15 protein-coding genes are annotated in these 14,902 nt (G+C 66.5%); 2 read left to right on the plus strand and 13 right to left on the minus strand.

The window, feature by feature from the left end; genetic code table 11:
• Positions 1-432 precede the first annotated feature (432 nt).
• The 9 genes from AUL33_RS17035 to AUL33_RS17075 all read right to left on the minus strand — a co-directional run bounded on the left by AUL33_RS17035 (position 433) and on the right by AUL33_RS17075 (position 8,939).
• A complete protein-coding gene (locus tag AUL33_RS17035) occupies positions 433-855 on the minus strand; it encodes a response regulator (RefSeq protein ID WP_192843209.1) in 423 nt (140 codons plus the stop codon).
• 193 nt (positions 856-1,048) lie between these two features.
• Positions 1,049-3,043 (minus strand): bifunctional diguanylate cyclase/phosphodiesterase, encoded by a 1,995-nt coding sequence (locus tag AUL33_RS17040; protein ID WP_244492310.1) that lies wholly within the window; start codon positions 3,041-3,043, stop codon positions 1,049-1,051.
• 118 nt (positions 3,044-3,161) lie between these two features.
• Entirely contained in the window at positions 3,162-4,082 is a 921-nt protein-coding gene (locus AUL33_RS17045; RefSeq protein WP_062210960.1) for a lipid A biosynthesis lauroyl acyltransferase, read from the minus strand.
• Positions 4,079-5,131 carry a zinc-binding dehydrogenase gene (locus AUL33_RS17050; protein ID WP_062210963.1) on the minus strand — a complete coding sequence of 351 codons (1,053 nt, stop codon included), beginning with the start codon at positions 5,129-5,131 and terminating at the stop codon, positions 4,079-4,081. Before AUL33_RS17050 ends, AUL33_RS17045 begins: the two co-directional genes overlap by 4 nt.
• Positions 5,132-5,156: 25 nt before the next feature.
• Entirely contained in the window at positions 5,157-6,443 is a 1,287-nt protein-coding gene (locus AUL33_RS17055) for a beta-ketoacyl-ACP synthase (RefSeq protein WP_062211420.1), read from the minus strand.
• 84 nt (positions 6,444-6,527) lie between these two features.
• Positions 6,528-7,742, minus strand: a complete 1,215-nt coding sequence (locus AUL33_RS17060; protein ID WP_244492312.1) for a beta-ketoacyl-ACP synthase — start codon at positions 7,740-7,742, stop codon at positions 6,528-6,530.
• 112 nt (positions 7,743-7,854) lie between these two features.
• Positions 7,855-8,136, minus strand: coding sequence for an acyl carrier protein (locus AUL33_RS17065; RefSeq protein WP_062210966.1), 282 nt, complete (start codon positions 8,134-8,136; stop codon positions 7,855-7,857).
• A gap of 315 nt (positions 8,137-8,451) precedes the next feature.
• Entirely contained in the window at positions 8,452-8,643 is a 192-nt protein-coding gene (locus AUL33_RS17070) for a hypothetical protein (protein WP_062210969.1), read from the minus strand.
• Positions 8,640-8,939: a hypothetical protein gene (locus AUL33_RS17075; RefSeq protein ID WP_062210971.1), complete on the minus strand. Its 300-nt coding sequence runs from the start codon at positions 8,937-8,939 to the stop codon at positions 8,640-8,642. Before AUL33_RS17075 ends, AUL33_RS17070 begins: the two co-directional genes overlap by 4 nt.
• Positions 8,940-9,517: 578 nt before the next feature.
• Here AUL33_RS17075 and dusA point away from each other — a divergent pair.
• Positions 9,518-10,591, plus strand: coding sequence for a tRNA dihydrouridine(20/20a) synthase DusA (gene dusA / locus AUL33_RS17080; protein ID WP_082652692.1), 1,074 nt, complete (start codon positions 9,518-9,520; stop codon positions 10,589-10,591).
• 15 nt (positions 10,592-10,606) lie between these two features.
• Here dusA and AUL33_RS17085 read toward each other — a convergent pair whose 3' ends face one another.
• The 3 genes from AUL33_RS17085 to AUL33_RS17095 are packed head-to-tail and all read right to left on the minus strand — an operon-like array spanning position 10,607 to position 13,105.
• Positions 10,607-11,311 carry a TIGR02281 family clan AA aspartic protease gene (locus tag AUL33_RS17085; protein WP_062210973.1) on the minus strand — a complete coding sequence of 235 codons (705 nt, stop codon included), beginning with the start codon at positions 11,309-11,311 and terminating at the stop codon, positions 10,607-10,609.
• Positions 11,312-11,313: 2 nt separating this feature from the next.
• Complete coding sequence (locus tag AUL33_RS17090; protein ID WP_062210976.1) at positions 11,314-11,544, minus strand: DUF1289 domain-containing protein; 231 nt, start codon at positions 11,542-11,544, stop codon at positions 11,314-11,316.
• 52 nt (positions 11,545-11,596) lie between these two features.
• On the minus strand, positions 11,597-13,105 hold the full coding sequence (locus tag AUL33_RS17095; RefSeq protein WP_062210979.1) for a HAMP domain-containing sensor histidine kinase: 1,509 nt from the start codon (positions 13,103-13,105) through the stop codon (positions 11,597-11,599).
• 223 nt (positions 13,106-13,328) lie between these two features.
• Between AUL33_RS17095 and AUL33_RS17100 the strand changes: the two genes are divergently transcribed.
• On the plus strand, positions 13,329-13,814 hold the full coding sequence (locus AUL33_RS17100) for an Lrp/AsnC family transcriptional regulator (RefSeq protein WP_062210982.1): 486 nt from the start codon (positions 13,329-13,331) through the stop codon (positions 13,812-13,814).
• 17 nt (positions 13,815-13,831) lie between these two features.
• Here AUL33_RS17100 and AUL33_RS17105 read toward each other — a convergent pair whose 3' ends face one another.
• Positions 13,832-14,707 carry an NAD(P)-dependent oxidoreductase gene (locus tag AUL33_RS17105; RefSeq protein ID WP_280137832.1) on the minus strand — a complete coding sequence of 292 codons (876 nt, stop codon included), beginning with the start codon at positions 14,705-14,707 and terminating at the stop codon, positions 13,832-13,834.
• Positions 14,708-14,902: the final 195 nt, after the last annotated feature.

Consider the following 14,902-nt stretch of genomic DNA (forward strand, 5'->3'; position numbering starts at 1 on the left):
AGGGAGACACCGGTGCGGCGGAACCGCGCGGCAAATGCGCCGTTAAGTCGCCATAGTCTCTGCTTGAGGAATTGGTCATGACGCGTCGTATCTCTGCTGTAACCGTTGCGCTCGCCGCCGTGATGGCGCTTTCGGGTTGTGCCAACACCGTCCGAGGCGTCGGACGTGACGTCGGAAACACCGTGGACGCAACGGGCGCCGCTGTGAACGACGTCGCTCGCTGAACTCGAATTTCTTCCGCTTGAACGAGGCCGGGTTCGTCCCGGCCTTTTTTTGTTTGTCACGTCAACCGCAAGGGGGGGTCCGTTCTGCGCTACACAATCGGAGTTTTCCCATCACAGTATGCTCATGCACCGGCTGCATCCGACAATGCGAACGCGTTGTCGCACCATCGCTTAGGACGGTCTCGTGCCGGCACAAGACGGCAACCGTTCAGAGCGACATGCCCCGCTCCGTCAGGGCCACGCGGTCGAAGCATCGACCATCGAGGATGACGGCCCGCTGGGGACCGACGGAAGTTGTCCGCCAAAATCGGGGCAGAAGCGCTCGGATCTGGTCCGAGTGAAAGGGTTTGGCGATGCAGGGGACGGATCGAAACCGCGTCGGCAGATCGGCCAAGCTGCCGGATACGAAGCAGAACGGGATGCGACGCTCGGTCAGTCGTTCGGCGACGGGGATCGACGTGTGGCCGTTGAGATCGACGTCGAGTAGAGCGAAGTCGACCTCTGCACCGGCCTTGGCCAGCCCATCCGCAAGCGTTCTCGCCCAGAGGCATTCCGCGGCCATGCTGTCGGTCACGATGTCTTCGAGATCCATGGCGATGAGAGCCTCATCCTCGACGATCAGAACCCGCATCGCATCCTCCATTCGCCGCCTCTCCTACAACGGCAGAACGCCTAAATTGTTCGCTTCCTCTTGAAGTATATTTTGCTCGTTTTATTTACGAAGTATTAGTTATAAGGTTGGCGGCGAAACGTGATGTTGGCGATGCCATTCGATGGACCGGTAACGCATCGATCCATTGACGCCCATGCGCTCTGACCCTGGTTCAGGCGACCGCGACGGCCTCTTCGAGGATAACGGGTGCAGCGTGGAATGCCGCGCCGCGTGCGCTGGTCTGTTTCAGCATCTCGGATGCGATGCGGTCGACCGGCTGGGGCCGGCCGAAGTGGTAGCCCTGCAACTGGTCGCAGCCCATCGCGGAGAGAGCGGCGACCTGATCGGCGGTTTCGACGCCCTCGGTCGTTACCTTCATGCCCATGTGATGGCCGAGCGACACGATCGTCTCGATGATCTGCGAGACGTTGGCCTCGCCCTCACCGAAGGCGAGCATGAAGGACTGGTCGATCTTCAGCTTGTCGAAGGGGAACCGCCAGAGATAGCCGAGCGAGGAATAGCCGGTGCCGAAATCGTCCATGGCGATCGAGACGCCGAGGCGCTTGAGCGCCGACAACTGGTCGAGGATCAGGTCGGAGCGATCGAGAAGCAACGACTCCACGACTTCGATCTCGAGACGATGTCCGGCGATCCCGGAGTCGCGAAGCGCCTGCGCGACGATGTCGACGAGATCGCCGTCGCGGAACTGAACGGCCGACAGATTGACCGAGATGAAGAGATGGTCCGGCCAGAGCGCGAGCTGACGCGTCGCCTGCCGGATGACCCAGCTACCGATTTCCTTGATGTAGCCTCGCGCTTCCGCGATCGGGATGAAGTCGGCGGGCGAGATGAACTGGCCGTCGCCGGTCGGCAGTCGAATCAACGCCTCGAAGCCGAGCGGCTCGTGCGTCGAGCCGCAGACGATCGGCTGATAGAACAGCTCGAACCCGTCCGACGTGATGGCCTCGCGCACACGCGCTTCGATCGAGCGACGACGCACGGCCTCCTCGTCCATCGACGGATCGTAGGCGATGAAGTCGCCGAGCTTGCTGCTCTTGTGCACGAGGAGCGCAAGGTCGGCGTGACGGGCGACCTCGTTATAGACGCGCCCGTGATCGGGAATCATCGCGACGCCGATGCACAGGCGCGGCACGATCGTGTGGCCCTCGACCTCCATCGGCGTCTCGACGCTGCGGCGGATCCGTTTGGCAAGGGCCTCGACCGCGTCGATGCTCAACGCGTTGCGTTGCAGGAGCACGAAGTCGTCGGCGCCGAGGCGTCCCACGAGGTCGTTCTTGTCGAGCGCGATCGAGAGCCGTTTGGCGACGGTCCGAAGCACTTCGTCGCCGACGGCCTGTCCGAAGCCGTTGGTGATGTCGCCCATGCGCTCGATATCGAGGCTCCAGAAGGCGAGGCGTTCGCGTGTGGCGCGCGACGTCGCCAGGATGCGCTCGCACTCGTCCTGCATCCGGCGGCGATTGTAGAGATGCGTCAACGTGTCGAAATTGGCGAGGAACTGGATGTGTTCGTCGGCCTGCTCGATCCGCCGCTTGCGCCGCAGGTAGATGAGGCCGGGAATGCCGGTGGCCAGGATGGTGACGAAGACGAAGAGGCTGGCCGAATGGGTTAGCACCTGTGTGAACGTCGCGCGGATCGCCGTGCCGTTGCTGAGGCTGGTGAGGAAGCCGACGCGCCGCCCTTCGCGTTCGAGAGGCACGACAACCGCCGGCGTGTCGGTCGAGAGGCCTTCGACCTCGATCCAGGGCCCGGTCCGCCGAACGTAGGTCTCCGACAGCCGGTCGCCCGTGACCGTGCCGCCCGGACGCTCCCGCATGAGCCAGGAGTGCCGCTGCGAGCTCAGCGTGAAGACCTCGCGGCCCTCGACATCGAAGATCGAGAAACTGTCGATGCCCGACGCCGTCGCGATCGAGCGCACCTTGGCCTCGGCGTCCGTGTCGCGGGAGATCCCGGTCAGCATCGGATAGAGCGCGCTGTCGTTCTCGACGAGGAAGCGGGCAAACGATTCTCCCCGGCGCTTCATGCTGATCGAGACGAGCTGGTCGATCGTCCGGGCGCCGAGATACGCGCCCGCACTCGCGATCGTCGCCACCACGATCGTGGCGCCGATGGCGGTGAGCATGTATTTTCGGACCAGTCTCAAGATCATCGTCGCGGTTCCCTTGGCGCGACGATAGGCGCGAGAACCTTAAAAATGCATGCTTTGCACGGAACCCGTGTCCTGCGGCGTGTAGGGCCGAGCGCACCTCACGACGGCGACGCCAGCCTCAGACTTGCCAGCGCCGGTGGAACCACATCCACTGTTCGGGATGTTCGCGAACCCAACGCTCCACGACGTCGTTGAGGGCCTGACAGCTGGCCTTCACGTCGATCTCGCCGGTGGCCGTGCGCGGCAGATCGAGCCTCGGCTCCAGCACGAGACGGTACCGCCCGCCGGGCAGGCGGATCGACCGCGCCGGGTAGATCTCGGCGTCGAACTGGCGCGCCAGTTTCGGCAGCAGCGGATTGGTACGGCAGGGGCGGCCGAAGAAGGTCGTCGTCTCGCCTTTGCCGAATTTCTGGTCGACGAGCATGCCGACATTGCCGCCGCTCTGCAGCTTCCCAGCCAAGGCCCAGGCCGCGCCGGCCTTCGAGGGCACGAGATGGCCGCCGCGGGTGCGGCGCGCCGCCAGAACCTCGCGCGCGACGTAGCGGTTGTTGGGCTGGCGGAAGAGGGCGGTGACCTCCAGCCCGAACGTCGCGGCGCAGATCGGCAGGAGTTCGAAACTGCCGAGATGCCCGGTGAAGAAGATCACCGGACGCGGATTGTCGCGCAGCTCGACGAAACGCTCCAGCCCGTCCACCTCGATCAGGCCCTCGCCGGCCGGGCGCTCGGGGTCGAAGTCGAAGATCTCGTCGAGGAATACGTATTCCGCGGCGATGCGGCCCATCTGGCCCCAGTTGGCACGCGCGATCGCCTCGACCCAGGCGGCATCCTTCTCGGGATAGGCGAGCTGCAGGTTCTCGATCGCCAGCCGGTGCCGGGGCGTCCAGGGTCCGATGGCGCGCGACAGCGCATCCGCGATCCGCAGGCCCCGGTCGGCCGGGAAGCGGCGAAGCACGCGCAGGATCGCGAAGAGCGCCTTTGCGGCGACGAAGTCGCGAAGCTTCTTTTGGATCTTCCAGGCCTTGGCAATCTGCGGGTTCATGCGGCGGCGGACATCGTCTCGCGGTCCATGTGCAGCACGATCTTGCCGAAGACTTTGCGGCCTTCCATGCGCTCCAGGGCGACGGCGATGTCGTCCATGCCGATCTCGGTGTCGATCACCGGCTTCACCAGCCCGCGCGCCATCTTCTGCATGGCGTCGGCCATGTTCTCCATCCGGCAGCCGAAGGAACCGATGAGGCGAAGCTGCTGCTGGAAAAGCATCATGAGATTGATCTCGGCCGAGACGCCCGAGGTCGAGCCGCAGGTGACGAGCCGGCCGCCGCGCTTGAGGCAGAACATCGAGGCCGCCATCGTGTCCTTGCCGACATGCTCGAAGACGACGTCGACGCCCTTCTTCTTCGTCAGCTTGCGCACAACGCCCTCGAACCGGTCGGACCGGTAGTTGATGACATGATCGGCTCCGAGGGCCTTGGCGCCCTCGATCTTGTCGTCTGAGCCGACCGTCGTGATGACGGTCGCGCCGTGACGCTTGGCAAGCTGGATCGCGGCCGTGCCGATGCCGGAGCCGCCGGCATGGATCAGGATGGTTTCGCCCGGTTCCAGCTTGGCATTGTCGAACAGCATGTGCTCGACCGTGCCGAAGGTGACCGGCGCCAGCGCCGCACCCACGGCGTCGCAGCCGGGAGGAGCGGGCACGAGGAGGCGCGCCGGCAGGTTGATGCGCTCCTGCGCGAACCCGTCGAGATGGAAACCGTGGACGCCCCCGACGTGTTCGCAAAGATTGTCGCGCTTCTCGCGGCAATGCCGGCAGAGGCCGCAGGTGCGCGCGCCGTAGATCGAGACGAGTTGCCCCGGCACGAGACCGGCGGTGCCGGGGCCGATCGCCTCGACGATGCCCGAGGCTTCCGCGCCAATCGTCAGCGGCAGCTTGCGCTTGGCGAAGGCCATGCCGCGCCAGCCCCAGACGTCGATATGGTTGAGCGCCACGACCTGGATGCGGAGCGTGACCTCGCCGGGGCCGGGAGCGCCGGGTTCGGCGACGTCGACGCGGCGAAGGTCACGGTCGCCGACGAGCTGCAATGCGCGCATGAATGAATCGTCTCTCGAAGGGAGCTCAGGCGCGCGGTTCGCGGCCGAGGACCAGCGACACGTTCTGGCCGCCGAAGCCGAAGGAATTGGACAGGACCGCCGAAACGTCGGCCGACCGCGCGACGTTGGGAATGAGGTCGAGCGGAATGGCCGGGTCGGGATGGTGATGGTTGATCGTCGGGGGCAGGGTGCCCTCGCGCATGGCCAGGATCGAGAACACCGCCTCGATGGCGCCGGCCGCCGTCAGCGTGTGGCCGATCATCGACTTGTTCGAGGAGATCGGTGTCGCCGCAATGTGTTCGCCGAAGACGGCCGTGAGGCCCGTCGCCTCCATCCGGTCGTTCTCGGGCGTCGAGGTGCCGTGAGCGTTGATGTAGCCGATGTCGGCCGGCGTGATGCCGGCATCGTCGAGCCCGGCGCGGATCGTGGCAATGATCGGTGAGCCATCCGGCTTGGACCGCGTGCGGTGGAAGTCGTCGGCGCGCTCGCCGACGCCGAGAAGGACGCCGAGGATCTCGGCGCCGCGCGCACGCGCCGCCTCCAGCGATTCGAGCACCAGCGCGCCGGCACCTTCCGCCATGACGAAGCCGTCGCGGTCCTTGGAGAAGGGCTTGGAGGCCTGTTCGGGGCGCTCGTTCTGCGTCGAGAGGGCGGAGAGAAGCGAGAAGCGGATCAGCGCCTCGGCACCGACCGAACCGTCCGTGCCGATGGCGATGCAGCGGTCGGCGTCGCCGCGCCGGATGGCCTCGACACCGAGCTGGATGGCGCTGGCGCCCGAGGCGCAGGCCGTCGACAGCGTCACGGGCAGGCCGCGCGTGCCCAGCCGGTCCGCCAGCCGCTCCGAGATGCCGCCGAACAGCGTGAGGTCGTAGATGCGGCGTGAGCGGTTGGTGCGCGCCAGTTCCAGAAGCCGGTCGTAGCCGGCCTCCTCGCGGGCGTCACCGCTCAGCTTGTCGAGCGCCAGGCGCTGCGACCATTCGAGCTCGATCGGCGGCGCAGCGAGGAAAAGCGGCGCGTCGAAGGCCGTCGGATCGAGCCCGGCGCGCTCGATCGCCTCGGTCCCGGCCGCTTCCGCGAGAGCGTAGGAGAGGTCGATCCCGCTCCATGGCGAGACGTCCATGAAATCGACGGTCCCGGCCATCGTCGTGCGCAGGTTCTCGGTCGAGAAGCGGGTGATCGTGTGAATGCCCGAGCGGCCGGCAGCCAGCGCCGCCCAGTTTTCATCCACGCCGCGGCCGAGCGACGAGACGACGCCGATGCCGGTGATCGCCACGACCGGCCGGCCCAGAAAATCGCGATCGCTTGCAGCCATGCTCATTCATACCCGTGCTGCGGCTCGGGTCAAACCCCCGCGCCAGTCCGTTCCCGCCCGGCCGATGCCGGAACCATGCGGGGTCTATTGCGGCCGCGTCGCCTCGATGAGGCAGACGCCTTCGCCGCGCATGTGGCCGACGCCGGTGACGAGCACCTGCCGGGGCGCAAAATCGGCGGGCCGCTCCTCGCCGCCGCCGGTCGATGCCGGCAGGACACCCGCGGAGAGGAGGGCCGCGCCCAGCGCCACGCCGGCTGGGAACTGCGCCTCGAATGCATGGCCCGTCATCGTGCCGTAGGCGCGCTGCGCCGCATGCGGAAAACGCCGGGAGACGACATCGTGCTCGACGCGGGTCTCTCGGTCGAGGCCGGTCGCACCCGACAGGACCAGCAGGTCCTCGTCCACCGCGCCGCTCTCCGTCAGCAGCCGGTCGAACCGACCGGCGAAGCGCTCGTCGTCGCGCCCGCCGCGGTCGGCGGCCACGAAGGAGAGCCGGCCATAGCCCGTCGCGCCCCGGGCGCTCGCATGCTCGGCATCTTCCAGGACGAGGAAGGCCCCGAGGCTACCGGGAACGAGGCCCGCGTGCTCGCCGCCGCGCGCTGGAATTGGCCGCCATTCGTCGCGCAGCAGGAAGCCGCCGAGTTCGTAGTTCAGGAGGAGGTCCTTGCGCTCGGCCGAGAACGCACCGCCGACGAGACAGATACGGCTTTGGCCGGAGCGGATGCGCGCCGAAGCGATCTGAACGGCGGACATGCCGGCGCTTTCCTCGCCCATGAAGGTGCGCGACGATCCCGTCACCTTGTGGACGATGGAGATATTGCCGGCCATCAGGTTCGAAAGCTGGGCGAGAAAGAGCGTCGGGCGCAGTTCGCTCGACAGAAGCTCGTTCATGAGCGGTTGCGGATCTTCGACCCCGCGCGCACGCGCCATCACCAGAGCATCGACCTCCGGGTCGCGTTCGCCGCCGCCGGCCGACACGATCATGTCGATCCCGGCGCGGGTCTGTTCGTCGGCCGCGACGCCGGCATCCTCCAGTGCGAGGCCGGCGGCATAGACGCCGAGCTTCTGCCAGGTTTCCATCTGCCGCTGATCACCCTTCTTGGGGATCTGGCGCGACCATTCGATCGCGGGAAGCGGGTGGACGAAATAGGGCGCCAGACGCTCGGCCTCGATCGTCGGCTGCGAGCCCGGCGTCGTCAGGCGCGAGAGATGCGCGTCGACGCCTTCGCCCAGCGACGAGACGAGGCCGAGGCCGGTGATGAGCACATCGCGCGGCTCTCGGTTCATCATGCGTTCCATGTTCGAAGCCGGATCCCCCGCGCGTATCAGGCGATCCTGCTGTTGTTCGGTCGGCGGCGCGCTCGGCTTTGGCCTCTTGATCCGTATGGGATCGTCCGCGCGCCGGCGTCGATCAGGCGGCCTTGGCGGCGCGCAGCTCGTCGATGCGGGCGCAGAGGTTCTTCATGACGAAGTATTCCTCGGTGTTCGCCTCGCCCTCGTTGACCCGCTGGGTCCACTTCTCGAGCGGGATCTTGATGCCGAACTCCTTATCGATCGCGAACACGATATCGAGGAAGTCGAGCGAGTCGATGCCGAGATCATCGATCGTGTGGCTTTCGGGCGTGATCTGGGACCGATCGATCTCGCTCGTCTCGGCGATGATGTCGGCGACTCGGTCGAAAGTGGAAGACAAGGCAGGTCCCTCGCAAGGCGCGTCATGGCGTTCAAGCCGCGAACCTATAGGCAATCCAGGGGAGTTTGCAAAGCGTCGCGGGGGAGGGCGGAACGCTCGAACGCCCGACGCCGCGCCGGCGGGCCGAAGCGGATCGCGCGCCCGGAACAGGGTTCGTCGCACTGCCCTTGCGCCGGATCATCGCCGGAAGGAGCTGCCAGGACGTCGGCATATGTCGGGACGGAGGCGCATCGCCCGCCGCGCGACCGGCGCCGCCATCGTTCTGGTGACCGTGGCCAAGTCGAAATCAGCCGAGGCCGATGCGTCCTGTGCACGTCAGGGCGCGGTCCCCTCGGCGCTCTCCACGGCCAGATCGATCGAGCGCTGCTCGATCTGCTGCTCCGTCCAGCCAGTGACCCATTCCACCTTCCGGCTGGAGCCGTCGGCATAGCCGCAGGAGGCCGTCGGATGACCGTGCCGGAAGGCGTCTCCGCCTTCGCTCCGGGGGGTGGTGGGGGCGTCGCTCATGCTCTTGGCTCCGCCGTTTGCAGGGCCAGCAGGGCGAGCGCTGAGCGTTCGTCGCGGATCTTGCGTCCTGCAGCGCCCTTCGCAAGCGCCTTCGACAGGATCGTCGCCGACATCTCGTGGTAGGACGAGCCGGTGCGATAGGAGACATAGCCCCGCCCGATCAGCGCCGCATCGATCGGGAGCCCCGCGTCTTCCTGCATGAAGGTGTCGTAGACGCCGTAGACCGGGACCGTCACGTCTTCGACGATGACGGGAGCTGCCGGGATGACGAGACCGGCGGAGGGCTTGCGGGACATGATCTTTGCTTTCGAAGGAGGAGGGGCGATGTCGGGCGTTGGATCTCGAAAAGTCTCCATGTCGTTCGAGGCCATTGCGAAACGCCGCAGTCGTCACGGGCAGACGACATACGGCATGCGAACGTCTCGTCAGTCGGCCGCAGCCGTGTCCGCCGTGCCCGGTCGAATAAGGCGGCGGGTTCTGCACAGTTGACGGACGATATGATCTTGCGAGACAGCCAATAAGGCGCTCGTCAATATCCTGAAGATGCGCGGGATGGCGAGGCTTTACAATACGAGGCCAAATAATATTCGAAACGACATGAGAATTGCCGCGCTAACCCGCCGGATGGATTGCGCAGGCGTGACACACGCTGTCTTCTGCGTCGCGTTTTCGATCATCGCGCCGGCGAGTTCGGGTCTGTTGCGAGCCGAGCGCTGCTGGCCGGGTCGCGTCGCTGACGCGAGCGATGGACAATCGGAGCCGAGCGTTTCAAAACCCGTGCGAGATGGGCCGACAAACCAGAGCGACCCGATAGTCCGCCGACCGAACGAAGTCCGACGGTCGGCCGGGCCGATCAGCGCGAAGACGAGACGAGATGACGAAGCCTGTGATTCAAGGTTCGAACGGAGCGGACGGCGGGGCTCCTGCGAAGTGCGACCCCGCGGCTCGCCGCCTCTACGGGGCGGGGCCCATCTTCGCCGTCGCGCCGATGATCGACTGGACCGATCGCCATTGCCGGACGTTCCACCGGCTGCTGGCGCCCGACGCTCTTCTCTATACGGAGATGGTGGTCGCCGACGCGATCCTTCATGGGGACCGCGAACGTCTGCTGGGGTTCTCCCCGGCCGAGCATCCCGTCGCCCTGCAGATCGGCGGCTCGGACCCGGCCAAGCTGGCCGAAGCGGCGCGCATCGGCGCGCAGTTCGGCTATCGCGAGATCAACCTCAACGTCGGCTGCCCGTCCGACCGCGTCCAGTCCGGCGCGTTCGGCGCCTGCCTCATGCGTGAACCCGACCTCGTCTCGCGATGCCTGCGCGCCATGCGGGAAGCCATCGACGTTCCCGTCACCGTCAAATGCCGGATCGGCGTCGACGAGCAGGATCCCGATCCGGCGCTCGACGCGCTGGCCGACTGTGCAGCCGAGGCCGGGGTCTCCGCCATCTGGGTCCATGCCCGCAAGGCCTGGCTGCAGGGCCTGAGCCCCAAGGAGAACCGCGACATCCCGCCGCTCGACTACGAGCGCGTCTATCGACTGAAGCAGCGGATGCCGACGATGTTCGTCGGCCTTAACGGCGGGCTCGCGACGGTCGGCGACGCCGCCCGCCATCTCGGCGCGGTCGACGGGGTGATGATGGGGCGTGGCGCCTACGGCACGCCCGACCAGCTGGCGCTCGTTGGTTCGGCGATTCACGGACGGCCGCCCGCGCCCCTCGACCATGCCGCCTTGATTGCTGCGATGACCGACTACGCTCGCGCCCACGTCGCCAGCGGTGGACGGCTGTCGCAGGTGACGCGTCACATGGTCGGCCTGTTCACCGGCCTGCCCGGCGCCCGGCGCTGGCGGCAGGTCCTGTCGGAGGGCGCCGTGAAGCCCGGCGCGGGCGCGGACCTGATCGCCGAGGCCTTTGCCGAGGTCCAGCTTCCGCAGACGGAAGCCGCTGCGGCCTGACAGAGACGGCAGGCGTCAGTCCGTCAGCACCAGCCGGTCGCCGCGAAATTCGAACGACGAGAGGCTTCCGAGAAAGCTCATGCCGAGAAGGCTGACGCCGAGGGTGGAGCCGTCGGTCACGACGCCCCGCACGTTGCGCCGTTCGATGCCGCCGACGCGGATGCGATCGATCGTGACGGGCGCGGCGCGGGCGATGCCGTTGGCGGTCTGGATCCGGGCCCCGTAGACGAGATTGCCGACGTCGAGGCCGATGCGTTCGGCCACCGTGCGGTCAATGGCGATGATGCTGGCGCCGGTATCGACGAGGAAGGGGACGCGGGTGCCATTGACCTCGGTATCGATGTGGAAGTGGTCGTCGCCAGCCCGCGCCACCATGACCTGACCGCCCTCCGACCCGCCAAGCGTCACCGCATGGCCTGGCAGCAGCACGGCCAGCATGCGGTCGCCGACACCGCGCAGATCGGATCCGTAAGCGTAGACGCCGATCAGCACCGCGAAGGCCGCAATCCAGATCGCCGCGCTGCGCATAGCCTCACCCCAGCGGCCGCGAAACGCGACGAGGAGGCCGCTTGCCAGCACCGTGCCCCAGATGCCGGCATAGGCGAGCGAGGCGAATTGGTCGGCATCGAGGCCGGCGACCGGGGTGTCGCCGCCGAACACGAGAAGGGCGACGGTCAAGGCGATCGCGATCAGGATCGCGGGGAGGAGCGCGCGGCCCACCGTCAGGCGTCGCCGCGTTCGGCCGCCGGCTGGCGCAGGGATTGCAGCCGTTCCGGCAGGCGTTCGAGGACGATCCGCCGCTCGGCTGCGGCGGCGCTGCCCCATGCCATGATCTCGTCGATGCTGCGGCCGCAGCCAAGACACCACTGCGTCGCCGGATCGAGCACGCAGAGCGAGATGCAGGGCGAGGGAACGGCTGCTTGTGGAAGGATCAGGGCGGGATCGATCGTCATGCTGGCGAGATAGGCGGGAACGGTGCCGGCCGCAACGGCGCCGAGGCGGCGATCAGCCGAACTCGGTCAGCGCCGGCATCACTTCGAGGACACGCGAATGTGGGAATATGGCGAGGACTTCCGTGCCTTCGCGCAGCTTCGAATGCAGCTCGAACTCCCCGTCGTGCAGCTTGACCAGCGCCTGCACGATCGGCAGCCCCAGTCCCGTGCCCTGCTCGGCGCTCTTGATCGCGCTCGATCCCTGGCCGAAGGACGAGAGAACGGTGGGGATTTCTTCGGCGGGAATGCCCGGGCCGTTGTCGCGGATCGAGACGTATTGGCCGCCGCCCGCGGTCCAACCGACCCGCAGGACGACGCGACCCCCGTTCGGCGTGAACTTCACGGCGTTCGACAGGAGGTTCAGCACCACCTGCCGCAGCGAGCGCGGGTCGCCCCACAGCTGCGGCAGGCCGTGTTCGAACTGTTCGACGATGGTGACGGACTTGGCGTCGGCCTTCATCTGGACATAGGCGATGCAGCCGCTGGCCACCCCGACGAGATCCACGGCCTCTTCGTTCAGCGTGTAGCGGCCGGCTTCGACGCGCGAGAGGTCGAGGATCTCGTTGATGAGATCGAGGAGGTGCTGGCCGGAGGAGTGGATGTCCTGGACGTATTCCTTGTAGGTGGGATTGCCGACGGGCCCGAGGATCTCGTTGGTGATGACTTCGGAAAAGCCCAGGATCGCGTTGAGCGGCGTGCGCAACTCGTGGCTCATCGTCGCCAGGAACCGCGACTTGGCGAGGCTCGCCTCTTCGGCGCGGCGGCGGGCATCGTCGGAATAGATGCGGGCGGTCTCGATCTCGGACACGAGCTGGTCGCGCTCGGTGCGGTGGCGGCAGCGTTCCACCAGCGCCCCCCGCAGGCGCCCGGCCACCACCGCAAAGAACGGCACGGCTGCGAGCAGGATGCCGTCGGTGGTCAGCGCCAGCGGATCGTCGCCGTCGATCGTCAGCCGGTAGACGAGCGCGCCGCACAGGGGCAAGAACGTCAGCGGGATGGCATGGCCGAGCGCGAAGCCGCCGAGCGCCGTCAGCGCCATGGCGCCGAGGACGGGTGCAAGGCGGGCGAGATAGGAGGCGCCGGGGCCGCAGCTCTCGCAGGCCGGCCAGAGCACGAGCACCGCCCAGGGCATGCCGATCGCGACCTGCGCTGCCGCGAAGGTGCGCGTCCAGCGCACGACCTCGAAGACGCGACGCTGCGCGCGCTCGAATCGATCGAACACGAAGACGGAGAGGGCGCAGCAGACCAGCGTGACGGTTGCGAAGATCGCCGCCTCGTCCACCGAGCCGAGCGCCAGCAGGCCGCTGGCAGCGACGAAGGGCAGGATGGAGAAGGGCAGCCACCGCGTCTGCAGTTCGACGTGACGATCCAGAAGCTCGAGCTCGATGCGCGGCGGCAGGCCGCTCGACGAGGTCAGCCGGTCGCGGGCCGAGCGCACCGTGCGGGCGAGTTCGACGTCGCGCGAGGCACGTCGGCCGCGCGCGGCGGACTTGTCGAAGGAGGGCGGGGCGGCAACCGACATGAACTCTGCACAAACGCCTGACGATCGGGTCCTGTGAACAGGGGCATCATGTTGCGGAAAGCTTAAGGAATTGGCTTAAGGAAACGAGAACCCGAGGCATCGTCCTACTCTTTTCCGAACGGCGCGGAGGTTGCGCTGCGCTGGGGATGGCGGCCATTGGACGGGACGCCGGTCGCAAGCTTGCTGTAGAAGGAAGGTCTGTGGACGAAGGAAGGCTCGAGCGATGGACCGTTTGGACAAGAAGATCCTGAAGCTGCTTCAGGAGGACTCGACCCTCGCCGTCGCGGATGTCGCCAAGCGGGTCGGCCTGTCCACCACGCCGTGCTGGCGCCGGATCCAGAAGCTGGAGGAAGAGGGCGTCATCCAGCGCCGGGTGGCGGTTCTTGATCCTGCGAAGGTGAACACGCGCGTCACGGTCTTCGTCTCGGTGAGAACCAACTCCCATACGACGGAATGGTTGAAGCGCTTCTCGGAAGTCGTCAACGAGTTCCCGGAAGTCGTTGAGTTTTATCGCATGAGCGGCGACGTCGACTATCTCCTGCGGGTCGTGGTGCCCGACATCGCCGCCTATGACGGTTTCTACAAGCGGCTCATCGCGCGCATCGAGATCCGCGACGTCTCCTCGGCCTTCGCGATGGAGCGCATCAAGTACACGACCGAACTGCCGCTCGACTATATGCTGCTCGAGAAGGACCAGCGTGAAAGCTGATCCTTCCCGAGCGGTGTTCAGCGTTTGAGGCGTGCGAGCAGCGACGACGTGTCCCAGCGTTTGCCGCCCATCGCCTCGACATCGGCGTAGAACTGGTCGACGAGCGCGGTGACGGGCAGCGTTGCACCGTTGCGGCGGGCCTCGGCGAGGCAGATCGACAGGTCCTTGCGCATCCATTCGACAGCGAAGCCGAAGTCGTAGCGTCCTTCCGCCATTGTCTTGTGCCGGTTCTCCATCTGCCAGGACCCTGCGGCACCCTTCGAGATCACGTCCACGACCTTCACGATGTCGAGACCGGCCTTCTCGCCGAAGTGGATGGCCTCCGACAGGCCTTCGACAAGGCCCGCGATGCAGATCTGGTTCATCATCTTGGTCAACTGGCCCGCCCCGGCCGGCCCCATCAGGCCGACCATCCGCGCGTAGCTGTCGATCACCGGCTTCGCCTGCGCGAAGTCAGCCTCGTCGCCGCCGACCATGACCGTCAACGCCCCGTTCTCGGCGCCGGCCTGCCCGCCCGAAACGGGAGCATCGAGGAAGCGTTTGCCGGCCGCCTTCGCGGCATCGTCCAGCTCGCGCGCAAGTTGCGCGGATGCGGTCGTGTGATCCACGAGCAGGGCCCCGGGGCGCAGGCCGGCGAAGATCCCATCATCGCCATAGACGACCGATCGGACGTCGTCGTCATTGCCGACGCACATGAACACGATATCGGCCTCGGCCGCCGCAGCCGCAGGGGTTGTGCAGGCGGTTCCCCCAAAGCGATCGGCCCACCGACGTGCCTTGTCCTGCGTCCGGTTGTAGACCGAGACGTCATGGCCACCCTTCTCGCGAAGATGTCCGGCCATTGGGAAGCCCATAACCCCAAGTCCTACGAATGCTGTCTTCATCGATTGTATGCCTTTTGTCTGCGCATCGAATTCGGTGGATGCTGGACTTGCTGACGGAATTCTTGACGGTGAAACATTTTTGACTGATCTGCATTATGAGAAACAGCACTGCCACCTTTGTTTGGCGTAATTTGAAAATACCTTGATGGGCCTTACCATTTCCACCGGGAAGTCATAAGGGCCGCTTCGATTTCGAGGAGTGAG

Source organism: Aureimonas sp. AU12 (assembly GCF_001463705.1).
In the GTDB taxonomy this organism is placed as follows: Bacteria; Pseudomonadota; Alphaproteobacteria; order Rhizobiales; family Rhizobiaceae; genus Aureimonas.

Coding starts and splice junctions, on each gene's coding strand:
- AUL33_RS17035 (WP_192843209.1), bottom strand. CDS start 855: ATGCGGGTTCTGATCGTCGAGGATGAGGCTCTCATCGCCATGGATCTC.
- AUL33_RS17040 (WP_244492310.1), bottom strand. CDS start 3,043: ATGATCTTGAGACTGGTCCGAAAATACATGCTCACCGCCATCGGCGCC.
- AUL33_RS17045 (WP_062210960.1), bottom strand. CDS start 4,082: ATGAACCCGCAGATTGCCAAGGCCTGGAAGATCCAAAAGAAGCTTCGC.
- AUL33_RS17050 (WP_062210963.1), bottom strand. CDS start 5,131: ATGCGCGCATTGCAGCTCGTCGGCGACCGTGACCTTCGCCGCGTCGAC.
- AUL33_RS17055 (WP_062211420.1), bottom strand. CDS start 6,443: ATGGCTGCAAGCGATCGCGATTTTCTGGGCCGGCCGGTCGTGGCGATC.
- AUL33_RS17060 (WP_244492312.1), bottom strand. CDS start 7,742: ATGGAACGCATGATGAACCGAGAGCCGCGCGATGTGCTCATCACCGGC.
- AUL33_RS17070 (WP_062210969.1), bottom strand. CDS start 8,643: ATGAGCGACGCCCCCACCACCCCCCGGAGCGAAGGCGGAGACGCCTTC.
- AUL33_RS17075 (WP_062210971.1), bottom strand. CDS start 8,939: ATGTCCCGCAAGCCCTCCGCCGGTCTCGTCATCCCGGCAGCTCCCGTC.
- dusA (WP_082652692.1), top strand. CDS start 9,518: ATGACGAAGCCTGTGATTCAAGGTTCGAACGGAGCGGACGGCGGGGCT.
- AUL33_RS17090 (WP_062210976.1), bottom strand. CDS start 11,544: ATGACGATCGATCCCGCCCTGATCCTTCCACAAGCAGCCGTTCCCTCG.
- AUL33_RS17095 (WP_062210979.1), bottom strand. CDS start 13,105: ATGTCGGTTGCCGCCCCGCCCTCCTTCGACAAGTCCGCCGCGCGCGGC.
- AUL33_RS17100 (WP_062210982.1), top strand. CDS start 13,329: ATGGACCGTTTGGACAAGAAGATCCTGAAGCTGCTTCAGGAGGACTCG.